Raw genomic sequence first — 17064 nt, 5'->3', positions numbered from 1 at the left:
TCATGGCACTATTACACTTCCCAATGCATATTGAGCGCCTTATGCGCACTCTTTTCTGCTGTACCTCTGCTAAGTCCCTCATTCTTTCCATGCGGTAAGGCTATCTGTTGCCCACTGTTAGGCATTATTAAAAATAGAGAAAATCCTCTGATTTTACTGATGTTTATTGGTCGGTGCTGAAACCAGTTCACCTATCATTCAGGCTCACACTTCCGCCGGGGAAAAGTGCGTGTGTAAAGGCATCAATTTACCGGCATTACATTGTGTTGTGCACCAATGTAATGTCATCTAGATGCCCAAGTGGCAGCCTCATACCTGACCGTTTGAGAGTAAGTGATATGACACTATTAAAAATAGCAACAAGCGCCCGTTTGGCCTCTTATATAGAAACTCAGCGCGGTGTGGTATACCTCAATCAAACTGATTTTACTGATGTTGCCGCCGTGGTGATGTCGGTTGAAGACGCGAATGCCGGTATATTATCGAGGCTGCATGAGCTCGGTTTTGCTATTCCCACTTTTATTGCTGTGATGTCAGAACAGACGGTGTCTGCAGATTATTTGCCTTTTATTAAAGGTGTCATCACGTTGGGTGAGGCAAATAAAGGGTTCTACAATGCGCAGGTAGAAGCTGCCGCCAGTGAATATCAAAAAAATCTGTTACCGCCTTTTTTCTCAACGCTAAAAAAATATGTTGAGATGAAAAACTCAACCTTTGCTTGCCCAGGACATCAGGGGGGCGAGTTTTTCCGTAAGCATCCAGCGGGTCGCCAATTTTTTGAGTTCTATGGCGAGACAATTTTCCGTTCAGATATGTGTAATGCCGATGTTAAATTGGGTGACTTGCTTATCCACGAAGGTGCGGCCAAAGATGCGCAAAAATATGCGGCCAAGGTGTTTAATGCAGATAAAACCTACTTTGTGCTAAATGGCACATCGGCTGCTAATAAGGTGGTCACTAACGCCTTATTGACCCGTGGGGATTTGGTATTGTTCGATCGCAATAACCATAAATCTAATCATCATGGCGCACTGATTCAGGCTGGGGCGACACCGATCTATTTAGAAACGGCTCGTAACCCATTCGGATTTATTGGTGGCATTGATGCCCACTGTTTCGATGAGCGCTATTTACGCCAGCAATTGCGTGAAGTTGCGCCTGAACGAGCAGAAGAGGCTAGGCCATTTAGATTGGCGATCATTCAGTTGGGCACTTATGATGGTACTGTCTATAATGCACGTCAGGTGATTGATAGTATTGGTCATTTATGTGATTACATTCTGTTTGATTCCGCATGGGTTGGTTACGAGCAATTTATTCCGATGATGAAGGATTTCTCGCCGTTATTGCTGGAATTAAATGAAAAAGACCCTGGGATTATTGTGACCCAATCAGTGCACAAGCAGCAGGCCGGTTTTTCCCAGACTTCACAGGTGCATAAAAAAGACAACCACATTAAGGGGCAAAAACGGCACTGTAATCATAAGCGTTTCAATAATGCGTTTATGTTGCATGCTTCGACCAGTCCATTCTATCCATTATTCGCCGCACTGGATGTTAATGCCAAAATACATTCTGGTGATAGTGGCCGCCGTATGTGGATGGATTGCGTAAAGCTGGGTATTGAAACTCGCAAGTCATTATTAGCGCGCTGCTCAATGCTGCGGCCTTTTATTCCTCCGCTCGTCGGTGGTCAAAAATGGCAAGATTACGATACTGAGATTATTGCCAATGATGCGTGTTTCTTTAATTTTGTGCCTAATGAAAGTTGGCATGGATTTGAAGGATATAACCAAGATCAGTATTTGGTTGATCCTTGCAAGTTATTGCTGACGACACCCGGCATTGATGCCAACACGGGCCAATATACTGAGTTTGGTGTTCCCGCTGCGATATTAGCGACCTTCTTGCGTGAAAACGGCATTGTGCCGGAAAAGTGCGACCTCAATTCGATCCTGTTCTTGCTAACGCCAGCAGAAAATCCAACAAAAATGGCACATCTGGTTGATATGTTGGCACAATTTGAACGCTACGTTGAGCAAGATGCACTGCTTTGTGATGTATTACCGACGATATACCGTAAGAATGAAGCGCGCTATCGCGGTTATTCTTTGCGCCAGTTATGCCAAGAAATGCATGATTTGTATGTCAGTTTTGACGTTAAACAACTGCAAAAAGAGATGTTCCGTAAAGCGTGCTTCCCGCAGGTTGTCATGAACCCGCAAGACGCCAACATCCAGTTTATCCGCGATAATATCGAGCTGATTCCGATTGCTGAAGCAGAAGGACGCATTGCTGCTGAAGGTGCGTTGCCGTATCCGCCGGGCGTATTGTGTGTGGTGCCTGGCGAAGTATGGGGAGGGGCAGTACAGCGTTATTTCCTGGCGTTGGAAGAGGGCATTAATCTATTGCCGGGCTTTTCTCCAGAATTGCAGGGCGTTTATATCGAAAAAGGTGATGTGGAGTGGCGACGTATCTTTGGTTACGTTATTACTCAGTAATAGCAGCAAACTGACAGCCGATCAGTGTATCGGCTGTCTAGCTCATGTTTTATCGCTATCCGGCCTGATAAAAAGACGGCATAAATAAACCCTCCACGACCCAATAGCGCACTATTATTCTCTGATCACAATTTTTCCATAAAAAATGGCACAGCGAACTGTGCCATTTGAGTTTTATTTATCAAGCCCCACTAAAACTAATAGCGGCGGTAGCTCTTCTGCGCGCTGTTCACTTTCACCAGATAACGGCGGGATTCACCGGATGGGTGCTTAGTGGTTAGCGTTTGGAATACATCACCCGGTGCCATATTGTTGATAATATTCACCGCTTGATTTTTATCGCTGTGGAACACACGTAATACGCTACCTGCACCGCCATTATAAGAGGTAATAACGGCATAACGCCGTGAGGTCGTATTTTGAATACCACCTAAATAGGTATTTTGCAGAATTGACAGATATGCAGTACCTGCATCGATATTATTTGCTGGATCAAATAGATAGCTGCGGCTTGGCTGACCGCCTTTGCCTTTCAATTTGAATACATCTCGCCCTGCAGTATGCTGAACGACTTGCATCAGGCCGAGCGCATCAGAACCGCTAACGGCATAGGGGTTGAAGCTCGATTCTGTCTGCATTATTGCCAGAATCAATGACTCTTCGACACCATATCGTTCAGCTGATTGCCGCACCAGTGGCAGATATTTATGAGCTCGTTTATCCAGATGGTTAGGTACTAATTGCAACGTTACCGACCAGATAACATGCAGGCCAGAGGTGCGTTTTTGCATTCTGGTTTGCAGTAAATAATCAGCAAAATGGGCTGCACGCCATTCCCAGCGAATCGGCTCGCCATTATTATCTAGCACCTGCCCATAGAGGAAAGGCTCTTTGCTGATCTGAATATCGTTAGCATCAGAGTAGAGATCGATCGAGCCAGGATCATCGCCCATCAATAATGTGGTGATGATCGCTTGACGCAAATGAGCCGCCGGATCGGTCGTGGCAATAGTTTCAACCGTAATCGTACCGGCATCGAAATTGATATGGCTGCGGGTTTTATACTGATCCGTATACTTAACGTAATCTTTCGGACCCGCGATTAAGACTTCTTTTAATCCCCAAATATTTTCAATATCGTGGGCAAATTGGCCCATTAAAATCTCAAAACCGTTCGTGTCTTTGATAAAGACTTCGCTATCTGCCTGATTTTTATTGCCTGAGCAAGACACTAACAATGGTGCAATTACCAGCAAAGCTAAAATTTTCTTCATCTTAAAAGCCATATCTTGATGAGGAATATCCTCGTCATACTTAAAGTTGCCCGAGTGTTAGCTACTTTCGTTCATCCCAGTCACTTATTTTTAAAGCATCCTGGCAATGCGATCTGTTGCCGCCTACCCGCAACTCGAATTATTTAGAGGATAACAGCGGGACCCGCGGAGGCCCCACGTGGTTATTTACTCGGTGGAGTATAACCTTCAATATGAACGTCCTGCCCTTCGAACAAGAAGTTGACCATCTCCTGCTCCAATAGCTTGCGGTCCGCCACATTCATCATGCTGAGTTTTTTCTCATTAATTAGCATGGTTTGTTTAGCTATCCATTGTGACCAGGCTTCTTTTGAGATTTCGTTATAAATACGTTTGCCTATTTCACCCGGATACAGCTGAAAATCCTGTCCCTCAGCATCCTTCTTTAAAAACGTGCAAAAAATCGTTCTGCTCATGCTAAATCCTCATCTATGACTATCGTCAAATAAAGCAGTTTGGGTAAATGGCGCTGTTGCCCGTTATTGTTTCGCTAATTCTGTTTTAGCCAACATCTGCAATAAACGCTCAACTGGGGCGGCCAGTCCAACTGAAGGTGGCTGTGCTAAGTTATACCAGAGACCTGCACCATCATCCATGCATCCACGGACTGATCCCACATTCAACCACATCGGAACAATATCCAGATGGAAGTGGCTGAAGGTATGACGAAAGGCCGTCAGTTGCTGCAAACCACTTGCTGAAATACCTTGTTGCTGTAACCAGCGCTCAAGTTCTTCTCGCTCAGCAAATTGCGGGAAACAAAATAACCCACCCCATAGACCCACTGGTGGGCGCTGTTCAAGCCATGCTTGAGTGTCGTTTTGCATCAACAGAAAATAGGCGGTTTTTTCCGGTATTGTCTGTTTGGGTTTTTTACCTGGGTAGCGTGCCCAACTGTGGTTAGCATAAGCCATGCAACCGATATTCAGTGGGCAAAGTTCGCACTTAGGTTTAGAGCGAGTGCAAACTATTGCACCTAAATCCATCATCGCCTGATTAAAGTGGCCTACGCCTTTGGCGGGAGTCACATCTTCACTGATTTGCCACAGTCGACTTTCGACTTCCTTTTTACCGGGCCATCCCTCAACAGCATAACAACGAGCCAGCACTCGTTTGACGTTGCCATCTAAAATAGGAAAATGTTGCCCTAAAGCGAGGGACAATATGGCACCAGCTGTTGAGCGACCAATACCCGGCAGTGCGAGTATTTCGTCAAAAGTGGTAGGAAACTCGCCCTGATGACGTTCAACCACGGTTTGGGCTGTTTTATGTAAATTTCTGGCACGAGCGTAGTAACCTAGCCCGGTCCATAAATGCAAAACCTCATCCAACGGCGCGGCGGCCAGAGCACGGATATCAGGGAAACGCAGCATAAAGCGTTGGAAATAGGGAATGACAGTCGCAACCTGAGTTTGTTGCAACATCACTTCTGACAACCACACTTGATAAGGTGTTTTATCCAATTGCCATGGCAATGTCTTGCGGCCAAAGCGTTGGTACCAATCAAGTACCGCGTGCGCGAATTGTTGCGCTTGCATCATAAGCAGGTATCGATATCCGGCAGATAAATAAGTAGGGCAGGATTGCAGCATAGAGTTCCAGCGCTGTAAACCCCCTTCGTACTTGAAGCTACAGCGGTGTTAGCTGTACTCACTCACCCGAATCACTGACTTGAGTCAGCTCATCGGGATTCATTCGCTGGCTGCCTTGCTGTAACTCCAATTACTTTGGGGAGCCCTTCGTACTTGAAGCTACAGCGGTGTTAGCTGTACTCACTCACCCGAATCACTGACTTGATTGGGCATATATAGGTTATTTACTGCTTAATTTTGTACTTATGACGTCCATAGTTGATAAACTGGCGTATCTTTGCATAATGCGCATTCATATACGCAACCAACAGACAGAAAGCACCATGATAAATGACGTCATATCCCCGGAATTTGATGAAAACGGCCGTGCCATGCGCCGTATTCGTAGTTTTGTTCGCCGTCAGGGGCGCCTAACCAAGGGCCAACAACTGGCGTTGGATAGCTACTGGCCGGTGATGGGCGTGGAATATCAGGCAACGCCGGTTGATTTAAACGCTCTATTTGGCCGCGAAGCGCCAGTGGTATTGGAAATCGGTTTCGGTATGGGTACTTCGCTGGTGGCTATGGCGGTTAGCAACCCACAGCAGAATTTTCTGGGGATAGAAGTTCACTCTCCGGGTGTCGGGGCATGTCTTGGTTCAGCACACGAAGCTGGCCTCAGCAACCTGCGGATCATGTGTCATGACGCCGTTGAAGTGCTGGAAAACATGATTCCGGATGCTTCACTGGATATGGTTCAGCTGTTTTTCCCCGACCCATGGCACAAAGCGCGCCATAATAAGCGCCGTATCGTCCAGGCACCTTTTGTTGAATTGGTGAGAAGTAAATTGAAAGTTGGGGGCGTGTTCCATATGGCCACCGACTGGCAACATTATGCGGAACATATGTTAGAAGTGATGTCAGGTGTGAATGCATTCCGCAACCTTTCAGAACAAAATGATTATGTACCTCGTCCGGACTCGCGTCCGCTGACAAAATTTGAATTACGTGGCCAGCGTCTGGGACATGGCGTTTGGGATCTGATGTTTGAGAGGAAAGAATAATGGCTAACAATCGTAGTCGTCGCTTACGTAAGAAAATGCATATCGCCGAGTTCCAGGAATTAGGTTTCTCGGTAAAGTGGACCTTCCCTGAAGGAACCGGTGTTGATGTCATTGATGAAACTGTCGATGCTTTTATCGATGAAGTCATTGAAGCCAATGGTCTGGCATTTGATGGCAGTGGCTATTTGCAGTGGGAAGGTCTGATTTGCTTGCAAGAGATCGGTCACTGCACTGACGAGCATCGTGCATTGGTCACTAAATGGCTAGAAGCTCGCAAGCTGAAAAATGTAGAAACCAGTGAGCTATTTGATATCTGGTGGGATTGATCTTCCGTTTAAACGGCAGATAATTAATAAGGGCGCCTAAGCAGGCGCCTTTGTTTTATCGGCGGTAATTAGCCGAAACTGTTATTAGGCTTTATTGGGAGCATTGTGTTGGCAAAGGTTTTTGAGACGGCGATAGTGTTAGATAATGCTTTGCTAGCGGATATATTGCAGCAAGTTCGCCCACTGATTGGTCAGGGAAAAGTTGCTGACTATATTCCCGCGTTAGCTGAAGTCTCCGCTGACAAACTCGGTATTGCTGTCTGTACACTGGATGGCAGGATATTTCAGGCCGGGGATGCCAATGAGCGATTCTCCATTCAATCGATTTCGAAAGTATTAAGTCTAACGCTGGCATTATCCCGTTACGGCGAACAAGAGGTTTGGCAGCGAGTTGGCAAAGAGCCCTCCGGTCAGCCATTTAACTCGCTGGTCCAGTTAGAATTAGAAAAGGGTAAACCGCGCAATCCTTTTATTAATCCAGGGGCGTTGGTGGTGTGCGATATGTTGCAAAGCCGCCTGAGTGCACCGAAACAACGGATGTTGGAAGTGGTGCGCCAACTGGTGAGCGACGATAGCATCAGCTATGATTCTCGAGTCGCTCGCTCAGAGTTTGAGCATTCAGATCGTAACGCGGCCATCGCTTATCTGATGAAATCTTTTGGCAATTTCGAAAACGATGTGCTGACGGTACTTCAGACCTATTTCCACTACTGTGCCATGCGCTTGAGCTGTACCGAGTTGGCCCGCTGCTTTGTCTATCTGGCGAATCAGGGGCGTAGCATTGGCGGGCATGACCCATTGATTACGCCGATGCAGGCGCGGCAAATCAATGCCCTGATGATTACCAGTGGCATGTATGATGGAGCTGGTGAATTTGCCTTCCGCGTGGGTATGCCGGGAAAATCTGGCGTGGGTGGCGGGATTATCGCCATTGTGCCGGATGAGTTGTGCATTGCTGTTTGGTCACCTGAATTAGATAGCGCAGGGAACTCTCTCGCCGGAACCGCTGCCTTAGAGTTACTGGCACAGCGGATTGGTCGCTCTATTTTTTAAACAGTTTTTCAGGAGTCTTATGTTACATAAAATGAAAGCATTACGAACGGTAGGCTTGGCAATATTAATGCTGACCGCTTGGCAGGCGCAGGCTGAATACCAGTGCAGCGTAAAGCCACAGGATGATGTGATTATCAGTCCACAATCTGTACAGATCGTGGGGGCTAGCGGCAATTTGCAGATTTCACCCGACGGCGATGTTATTCGTAATGGCAAAACATTGACGCTGACCGATGAGCAGCGTCAGCAGGCATTCCGCTATCAGACTGCATTGCGTAAAGATTTGCCTTGGATAGATCAGGGGGCGCAGCAACGTCTGGAGAAAGCACGAGTCTCTTTAGATAAAGTGATCGTTAAAGAGCTAGGCAGTAACAGCAATGTACGTAACCGTCTGACCACGCTTAATGATCAACTAAAGCAGCAGATGAGCCGTATTATTGAAAAGCGCAGCGATGGTTTAACCTTCCATCATCAGGCTATTGATCAAGTTGAGAAAGATGGCCGGCAATTGGTGCAACAAAGTATGGGCGGCGTGTTGCAAGACAGCTTAAATGAGATGGGCGTCAAACAGGCGACCAGCGGCGCGGGCAATAACCCGTTGCAGGCTATTATGGGCAATTTGGGTGGGTTGCAGCAGGCCATTCAGAATGAATGGAATAATCAAGAGCAAGACTTCCAGCAGTTTGGCCATGAAGTTTGCAGTCGCGTCACCACGCTGGAACAGCAGCGTAAAGAGCTACTTAAATCTTTAGGGTAATAGCAGGGGGGGATATTTCCCCTCCAAATCTAAAGTGGCTATGTCTTTATTTCCTCCTCCCTACAATAAATTAGCTTATTATTATGTCTATTTTTTAAAATAAGTTTATTCGGTTACTGATCTTGAACTTGTTTTTTAAATTCATATCTGCCTATTATAAAATCTCATTAAAAGTGAAAGTACATAATTATATTTAATTCTTAATGTGTAAATAAATAAATAAATTAATTTATTTATTTATTTATTTCATAAGGAGGGGATATGCCTAATGGAGATATGAAGGTGACTTCTGACATAAAAAATTTATCACTACTACAGAGCTTATCTATCGTTTTTGATACTTATCAGCGTATTAATGATGGTAATGAAAAAAATAAGATTAATTTATCCATAGAGCATATTGAACTAATTAAGAGAAGATTTGCAAAAAATATAGACTCCGAAATTAGGTATTTAGATCGAGAAGGTCTGGAAGTGCCTGAGATTGTCACTGAGGAAGAAAAAAGAAAGATTGCAGATTTAGCTATTGATGGCGCTATTTATAATGATTATGAACGTTTTAATGAGTTAGTTATATATGTTAATTCTCTAGGGTTATCTGTTTCACCATCTAAAAGTCAGAATAAGTTATATCTTTTCTTTAGTGGTGAATTTAAGACCTATGCGAAATTATGGGAAGATAATATTTATATCGGGAACGAGTTGGAACTTTCTGGTATGCAAGACATTGTAGGCCTAAGGTTTATAATCAATACAGCCGAATCACTGAAGTATAACATGGGTAACCTATTTGATAGGAATCTCCCAAAAATAATCAATATTCTTAAAAACAAAATTATTTCATATATCTGTTCCGTCTACGCTACGTATAGCGCAGAACGTGGTTGGACCGTTTATTTGGCTTCACCAGAAGGCTTAAGAATTAATAATTTTTTTTGGAACAGTGAACTTCCGGTGCTACGTGCATTGCAAAAAAAAGGTTTGATAGGTGATATCCGTATTCTTCATAAACCAATAGAGTATTATAAAGATACGCCACTGGCAGAGCTGGGTGATCTTCTGACTGCCGATGATATCTCAATGAGAGCAGAATATAGTTTGCTCCCTGCTTGGCTGCAGAATGAGCTGATAGTGGAAGTTTACCAGTTATGGCTTTATGATGAATATTATCCTAGTTTAGCTATTACCAGAAAAGAGATTATTAACACAATAGAGATCGATAGAAATGCACCCGAAGTAGAAATATTACGCTATTTCCTTATTAAAATACATGAGCAATTAGATGAAGTAATTGAATTTAAATTGTTAACAGAAATTGAGCAGGTAAAGTTAATTAAGCGTAAAATAGTAGCTGGTAGTGAGATAGATCGCTGGTTTACTCATGTAACAACAAAAAACATCAATGAAAAAATAATAATTCTAGATGAATTATGGCAACAAGAAAAAATTTTATTTGATTATTTTAATTTAATTAAAGAATCTTCTGTTCCTCTAGGGTTTAAAAGTAACGTGGTTAATGTTAATACAAAAGAGATGATCAGGAAATTATTGCCTTTTAGCTTGTTACGGGATGAATGGAACCTAACAATCAGTAAGCGAAATTTAGTGACTGGAACATTGGTAATAAATCTATCTTCTGGTAGGAAGGTTATCATTAAGGTGGATCCCAATAATAATCAGTTAAGACAGATAGCGACTTTAGAACGTTTTTTGTTAGCGAATTTTACTTCAGATAATATACCCGATGAATTAGAGATAATTGAAAACACTATTTTTAGCGGAGATGTACTATTAGCGAAGAGAGAGGATAATGGATATTGGCACAATGATCAACAGATGATAGAAAATGTTAAATTAAGTACACTTGATTATTTTAGAAAAAAAGATGAATCCGGATTAAATAGAAAAAATGAAAGCAAGGTTCCTGATGAAGCCGTTACATTAGGATCAACGGAAGTAGATAATTTACGATTAGATTTAGATGAATATCAGATTGTTTATGACGAGAAGAATGGAATACCTTTTGCTAATGGCAATCCTGTAGTTGAACAACTACTCAATGATGTTAGAAAAAATATAAAGTCGGTTAAACAACTCACTAGCTATTATTCGGAGTATTTATCCCCTTTTTTCTCAGGCGATAATGGCATTATAGATAATACTCTATTAGAACTAACGATCTACAATGTTGATAGTCGTGCGAAGTTTGAAACATTCTTAGATATAATAAGACAACATCCGACTCTGCACAAAGGTAACAATTGGCAATCAATTGTTAATAATAACCCAAAAATTTTCGACTCGTCACCATTGAGTGAGTTATTTTTGAAATATCCCGATATCTATCGAGTAAATTCTTGGGATTCACCCGCTGCGATTGAGATCGATAAAGCAGGCAGCACAACCCAATATGATATGCAGATCATTTTTCAATGTGAAAATAACCCAACTGTAAATCGTGCAGCAGCGAGACTGGTAGGAAAACACGCTGAAAACTCTATTTTTATCCAGTTAGATATTTATAGCAATTATCGGGCTTTTATTATTACCTCTAATACTCATGGTGAATGGCGTAAGCTAAAAAGTCACGAACTCTTGGCTAAATTAAAAGAACAGCCTGAAATAAGTAAATTACGTTGGCAAGTAGTAGGGCATGGTCGCTCTGATAATAGCAATTATCAAACATTGGCAGGACAGTCACCAGAGCAATTAACGACACGGTTAAGTCAATTCTCCCATAAATTACAAATCGAACATAAAATAAATATTTTGCCTCAGCAAGTCAGCTTGGTGGGATGCGCTATGATCAGTAGCAATACGCACGCTAGCTTTGCACACAAATTTATGTCTAGTTTGGATAAAAAGGGCATCAGATCTAATGTTTCAGCATCAGTAAATAGAATTGGGGTTGATCAAAAAGGGAATAAGTATGATGTAAGTATGCCTTCTATTAACACTCAAAATAACAAATATATATTGCCAATAAGAGAGACTGAAAAATTGTATTGGGATCGATTTGGCGAGATAACAACTCAACGAAAAAATGGCATAGATTATAGATCAACTAATATTAAAAATATACTTGTGGAATTATCGACTGGAAATTTGTCTACTAACGATCTAAATATAAGACAGAAAAACGAATTATCTGAATTATTTCCAAACTTAGCAACCGGAAAGTTTAACCGAGGTGAGCTATTATTCACTCTACATGATCCACTGCGCTTGAAAACGTTGATGCATAATCTACAAGTCCTACAAGAAATACCTGTAATCCAAGATTTACATCATGAAATAGGTTCGATTTTTCGTTCTAAGTCAAAAGCTGGAAGTTATAAGCCAAGATATGCGATATTTGGCCGGTTAGGCTATGGTATGCAAGGGTATGGTTTGGTTTCTGCCTTAAGATTAACGATGGAATATCAAAGGATTATAAATAGTGGTGAATTAACAGAAAAACAAAAGAGAGAAATACAATTTCAATTAGCCATAACTTGGGGCGGAGTTGGCGCTAATACTACGACAGAAGGTCTGCAATATGTATTAAGTAAATGGGGAATAAGTTACCTACAAAAATTAGCGAATAAAGGAGGGGGGCTGACATCTGCTCTCCTCAATAAAATAACTTTGTTAAAACACAACCCTGTACTTCTATTTAACCCCCGTTTTCTTAAAGATCTGCGGAAGTTAGCTCTGCGCCAATTTGCTCATGGAGCTGCTCGTTTTAGCATACCCCTGCTTTCAGCCCTGACCTCAGGTATAGACATCTATCAGGCATATCATGCATTTTCAAAACTGGCGGCGGAAACAGATCCTCACGTTAGACGAGATCTTATCGCCAGTGGTATTTTTTCTACTATTAATGCGGCTATTGGTTTTGGGGTCGCATTCGCGATCGTACTGGGTGGTACTGCCGCCAGTGTTGCTGGGCTTGTGGGAATTGGCTTGGCTATTGCTATGATCACTATTGCAGATATTTACTCAGCGGTGAGCCAGATTGAGAGACTCCGCGATATTGTGCCAGATATGACAGGCAGTCAACAATTTGAAAATGGCCTACGCTTATTTCTTAAGTTTGGTTTGACGCCGGGTTTAGATAATCAGATCAGATATAATCAAACAATGGCAGGTATTTATCAGCAACAGCAGAGTTATTATGAGATTCTATTAGAGAATAAGCAGGGTGTGGATACGTTATTTTATAGTCGTGGTGACGTTGTTCTTAAAGCAATTCTGTTTATAAAGAGAGATGAACGGAGTCAGGCGAGTAAAAACCTCGATGAGATAAGATCTTTTTTGGGCGATCCTTTTGAGAATGCCAAAGTTTATACTCAATATGCTGAAATGGGTCAACATAGATATTATGAGTTAGACTATATAAATGATATTAATGATCATGTTATTGCTGATTTTTTTGATAGTGGTTCTAATGATAGCGTTATAAAAATAAAAAACTTAAATTCACATCAGGTATTTTCTGTATTGGATGGTGAGGCGACATATAGCTCATTTATCCTTTCTAGCGATATAGATCGTAATGGTCTGGATGATTTTATTGCTATCCATCGGAAGTCTAATACAACATTAGTGTCTAGGGAAAACTCAGTAGGACTTATGGTTCTTGATGATTATGTGAGACATTGGCATTATGAGTTATCTACGTATTTAGCTCAACCTAATGGTAAGTACATCAAAGAAGATGCAACCCTAGATTGGGAAAAATTACCTTATGCAATAAGCCGAGACGAGTTTGATAGAGTAGTATTTCCAGTGCTTGGGGATTTTAATGGTGATGGATTAGTTGATTTTATCGTTTTTCATATGAACCAAATAATAGTTTATTCCTATGATAGCCTGTATTCAAAACAAAGTGGAAAGAATAATAAAAAATTAATTACTTATGGTGATTTTATTAGACAAGATAAACAATATCTTGTGGGTGATGATAGTAAAAACTATCCTTACTCATTATCCGGTGATATTAATAATGATGGGGTTGATGATGTATTGCTGCTAAATAATCATGGCGAAATGTTGCATTTGCTAGGCAATGTGAATGGTGTTTTTAGACAATATATTGCCAAATTACCCCCTGAACTGGCTGGTTTACTCTCTTTCATAAATCCGCATCGAACACAATTACAACTAGCCGATCTTAATCAAGATGGGATACTTGATTTAGTTATTATACTTAACGATGGAGGCTATTATCAATCGCTAGGATATAAGGTAGATGAAGAATACAAAATTGATGTGCCTCTTATGGTCAACAAAAGTACGGTTTATGACGATATGGCTAGTAGTGTTCATTATCGGGAAAATAAATTAGCTCAGTTTGGGAAGCATAGGATTATATCGATTTCTCATGATGAAAAAGGAGAAAACAGGCTGGTTTCACTCTCTAACCATGGGCAATTACTTTCCCATCCTCTTCGTGGGATAAAAGATAATGATATTTCCGCTTTATTTGATCTTGGTGGGGGCGATGATATCGCAGCTGGTTATAATAAGAAGAAGAATATATTTACTGTTGGTGAGGGATACAAGCAATATCAAGGCGGCGAAAATCAAGATACGTTTATATTGACCTCCAGTATTGCTACAAAAAATCATATTCTTACAGGGGGAGCTGGTAGTGATACCGTTGCGCTAGGAGAGGTGTTAGGGGATGAAGTTAGTAGCGTTATTGATATCAATGATGGGCATTATAGCCAGATAGAACATGGCATTGTGAAACGAGTTGCTTATCTTTATGATTTTGAGAATATTCTGGGTAATGAAAGTGTTAATGATGAAATTATTGGTAACGATTTGGATAATTATCTTAATGGGATAGGGGGAGACGACTCATTATCCGGTAATGGAGGAGATGATCTATTAGCATTACAGGAGGGACTGGCCAGAGGGGGCGCAGGGAAAGATAGTTATCATATTCTAAAAAACACTCAGAACAGATCCTTACAGATTAAAATTGAAGAAATAGCGGAAGATGATAATGTCGATATATCTGTTAGTAATATTTTCCTGGAACACAACCTCAATCAAATAGTTTCTATTGAGTTGGATGATTTTGATGTGTTGATTAATCTGAGTAATGATAATGGATTTGAAACACAGATTAGGCTAGTCGATATATATATAATAAGTAGCAATGAAAAAAAGCAAGTGCTTAATTTCAACATTCAAACCTTTGATGGCTTCACAATAGTACCATTATGGCCAATTTCTTTTAGTGAGTCTGTTGCTTTTTCTCCCAATATGGCAGCTTACTACTCCCCAATAATTGATCGCAGTTATAATGAGTTAATGAAGATAGCTAATCATGAAGATATCGTTGTACTGACCTCATTAGACAATAACCATCAACAAAAAATTACGCATATTAAGAGAGTTGAGGGCGAGGAAGACATTATTCTGCGGCAATGTATATTCCCTGAATTCATTATGTTATCACCTAAAGAGTACTCTCTGTTAATAGGTTTTTTACCTCGTTATGAACTACAGGGTGATCATAAAGATAATATCTTACAAGTATTAAAAGGGCGTGGATTATTAGAGGGACGTGGTGGTCGCGATATCTATCTTATCCAAGAAGATATGGATAATCCGACAGAGATTAGTATAAATAACTTTGATGATGCATTAGCACCAGACACGTTAGTGCTATCATCGTGGTTATTAAGTGAGGTTATTGTTGAGAGGTCGGGTGATGATCTGTTACTACGTCATCGCGATCAACCAGAAAAACACCAAAGCATTCGCCTTCTCAACTATCTGAAGGATGAGCACTATCGGCACCTTAAAATTAAAGATAAAAGTGGGCAGTCGCAATATCGTGACTCAACTACTGGGAATTTATTTGATTATCAGGTGAGTATTGACCTTCATGGTAATCCCTTTATTTCTGCACAACAGGCGCCAACTGTCACCACTGGTAATGATGAGGTTGTCATTAATTCGGCAACTTTTTTGTCGGAAGATGAGATTGATACCGGCGATGGTCATGATGCCATTATCTATCTTCGTGGACGTGAAAACACGACCCTGAAAGGAGGCAGCGGTGACGATAATTATTACTACAGTGTAGGGAGTGGCTCGATAAATATTGCCGATACCAGTGGGCAGGATAATCTTTACCTGGATAAGAATATCATGTTATCCGCTTTGTCAGCGGAACGGCGAAAAAACCATCTGATTGTTAATATTGATGGTGAGACTCTCTGTAGAATCACTTTTATTGACTGGTATCTTGACGATCTAAATAAGATTGAATTTATTTGGGTTGAAGACTCTCAGATTACGTTTGATGAATTATTCAGTCTGTGTCCATATTCCAGCGAATACGATCAAGTGTGTCAGCAACTTAAAGCGATGGGGCTGATTTTTACAGTGAAGCAGTTGGCTGATATTGACTCTCAAGATGGCTATAATACTCTACATCAGCTAAAAACCATTAGTGCATGGGCGATAAAGTATCAGATTTCCGATCCTGCTGATCTGGATTATCTGGTCTCAATGTCATTAATTGCTTGGCGTAGCAATGCCCGCAATACCGACCCATTACCATTAATAGAGCAGAGTATTGATAAATTCTTCCAGCCATTAATAGCGGAACGTATTAACCTTACGGAAGAACATATTCACTGGATCAGCCGTGAAGAGTTGAATACTGTCGATATCGCCAGATGGGTAAGAAATTATCATCTACGCAGCGAGAGTGAGATCGATTATTTATTGGAACAGTTGAGCTTACTTAAAGTATCCCCCTTAAGTCATAAAGCACTAGATTTTACATTCCAAAATAGAATCGACCTTAGCCGAGCAGATATTCAGTTATTCCAACAGAAGTATGGTCTCAGCCGCCAGAGTCTAATCAATCTGGCGATGAAATATCATGTCGTCGGTGGTGAACATTTTAATTTATTACTCTCAAATATTCAGATGCTCAAAGATCATGGTGTGGTGATCAGTGAATCTGAAACACCTTTGATTCTGAGAAAACCGATTGATTTAAGATCCTACTTTAATCAGAAGGGTATATCAAAAAAGCATATTAGCCGTTTAGCGGGCCGTAATATGAGTTTTGATGAGTTAACTCTGTTATTGGATAAAAATATTCCCATTGAGCAGGCTTTGACCCAAGAGCTACAAACTCAATACGCGTCTAGGCCACTATTGGATGGGGATATGATATTTGGTGACGCGACACTAGAAGATCCTAATGAAGATATTCATCAGTTAGTGAGCGCGATGGATGGGTTAGAATTAATTGGTGGTACTTCTCTATTGGTAGTAAGGCAAGCAGCAATGGCAAGTATGGCACATCAGTTTGTCAGCGAATCTTCTATTATGCATTAATGCATGACGGGATTGGCCTATCTGAGGGCGGATAAGTGCCCTCAGATAACGTTTTAAAAAAGGGGGCTGTAGATTCAATTGGTCAACGCAACAGTCATGTGAAAACATGGGGTTGCGGAGG

Annotated in this window: 9 protein-coding genes; 6 read left to right on the top strand and 3 right to left on the bottom strand. The window is 41.4% G+C overall.

Features of this window, described 5'->3' with window-relative positions:
- Positions 1 to 338 precede the first annotated feature (338 nt).
- The gene (speF, locus tag ACZ76_RS05380) at positions 339 to 2501 is read left to right on the top strand and encodes an ornithine decarboxylase SpeF (RefSeq protein ID WP_048617490.1); all 2163 of its coding nucleotides are present in this window, start codon (positions 339 to 341) and stop codon (positions 2499 to 2501) included.
- Positions 2502 to 2698: 197 nt separating this feature from the next.
- On the opposite strand, the gene mltC is transcribed toward speF, so the two are convergent.
- From mltC to mutY, 3 genes are all read right to left on the bottom strand, one after another.
- Positions 2699 to 3775: a membrane-bound lytic murein transglycosylase MltC gene (gene mltC / locus ACZ76_RS05375; protein WP_048617488.1), complete on the bottom strand. Its 1077-nt coding sequence runs from the start codon at positions 3773 to 3775 to the stop codon at positions 2699 to 2701.
- Positions 3776 to 3957: 182 nt separating this feature from the next.
- Positions 3958 to 4230 (bottom strand): oxidative damage protection protein, encoded by a 273-nt coding sequence (locus ACZ76_RS05370; RefSeq protein WP_004876892.1) that lies wholly within the window; start codon positions 4228 to 4230, stop codon positions 3958 to 3960.
- A 63-nt stretch (positions 4231 to 4293) separates the two neighbouring features.
- Complete coding sequence (gene mutY, locus ACZ76_RS05365; protein ID WP_048617486.1) at positions 4294 to 5406, bottom strand: A/G-specific adenine glycosylase; 1113 nt, start codon at positions 5404 to 5406, stop codon at positions 4294 to 4296.
- Positions 5407 to 5729: 323 nt separating this feature from the next.
- On the opposite strand from mutY, the gene trmB reads away from it, so the two are divergent.
- The 5 genes from trmB to ACZ76_RS05340 all read left to right on the top strand — a co-directional run bounded on the left by trmB (position 5730) and on the right by ACZ76_RS05340 (position 16943).
- Entirely contained in the window at positions 5730 to 6449 is a 720-nt protein-coding gene (trmB, locus tag ACZ76_RS05360; RefSeq protein ID WP_048620195.1) for a tRNA (guanosine(46)-N7)-methyltransferase TrmB, read from the top strand.
- On the top strand, positions 6449 to 6775 hold the full coding sequence (locus tag ACZ76_RS05355; protein ID WP_032815284.1) for a YggL family protein: 327 nt from the start codon (positions 6449 to 6451) through the stop codon (positions 6773 to 6775). Before trmB ends, ACZ76_RS05355 begins: the two co-directional genes overlap by 1 nt.
- Positions 6776 to 6880: 105 nt before the next feature.
- Positions 6881 to 7828 (top strand): glutaminase B, encoded by a 948-nt coding sequence (glsB, locus tag ACZ76_RS05350; RefSeq protein WP_162489029.1) that lies wholly within the window; start codon positions 6881 to 6883, stop codon positions 7826 to 7828.
- Between the two features lie 19 nt (positions 7829 to 7847).
- Complete coding sequence (locus ACZ76_RS05345; protein WP_048617482.1) at positions 7848 to 8585, top strand: YggN family protein; 738 nt, start codon at positions 7848 to 7850, stop codon at positions 8583 to 8585.
- A gap of 261 nt (positions 8586 to 8846) precedes the next feature.
- The gene (locus ACZ76_RS05340; protein WP_048617480.1) at positions 8847 to 16943 is read left to right on the top strand and encodes a C80 family cysteine peptidase; all 8097 of its coding nucleotides are present in this window, start codon (positions 8847 to 8849) and stop codon (positions 16941 to 16943) included.
- Positions 16944 to 17064: the final 121 nt, after the last annotated feature.

This window comes from Yersinia aleksiciae, from assembly GCF_001047675.1.
Lineage (GTDB): Bacteria > Pseudomonadota > Gammaproteobacteria > Enterobacterales > Enterobacteriaceae > Yersinia > Yersinia aleksiciae.
This window is presented reverse-complemented; position numbering and strand designations above follow the sequence as displayed.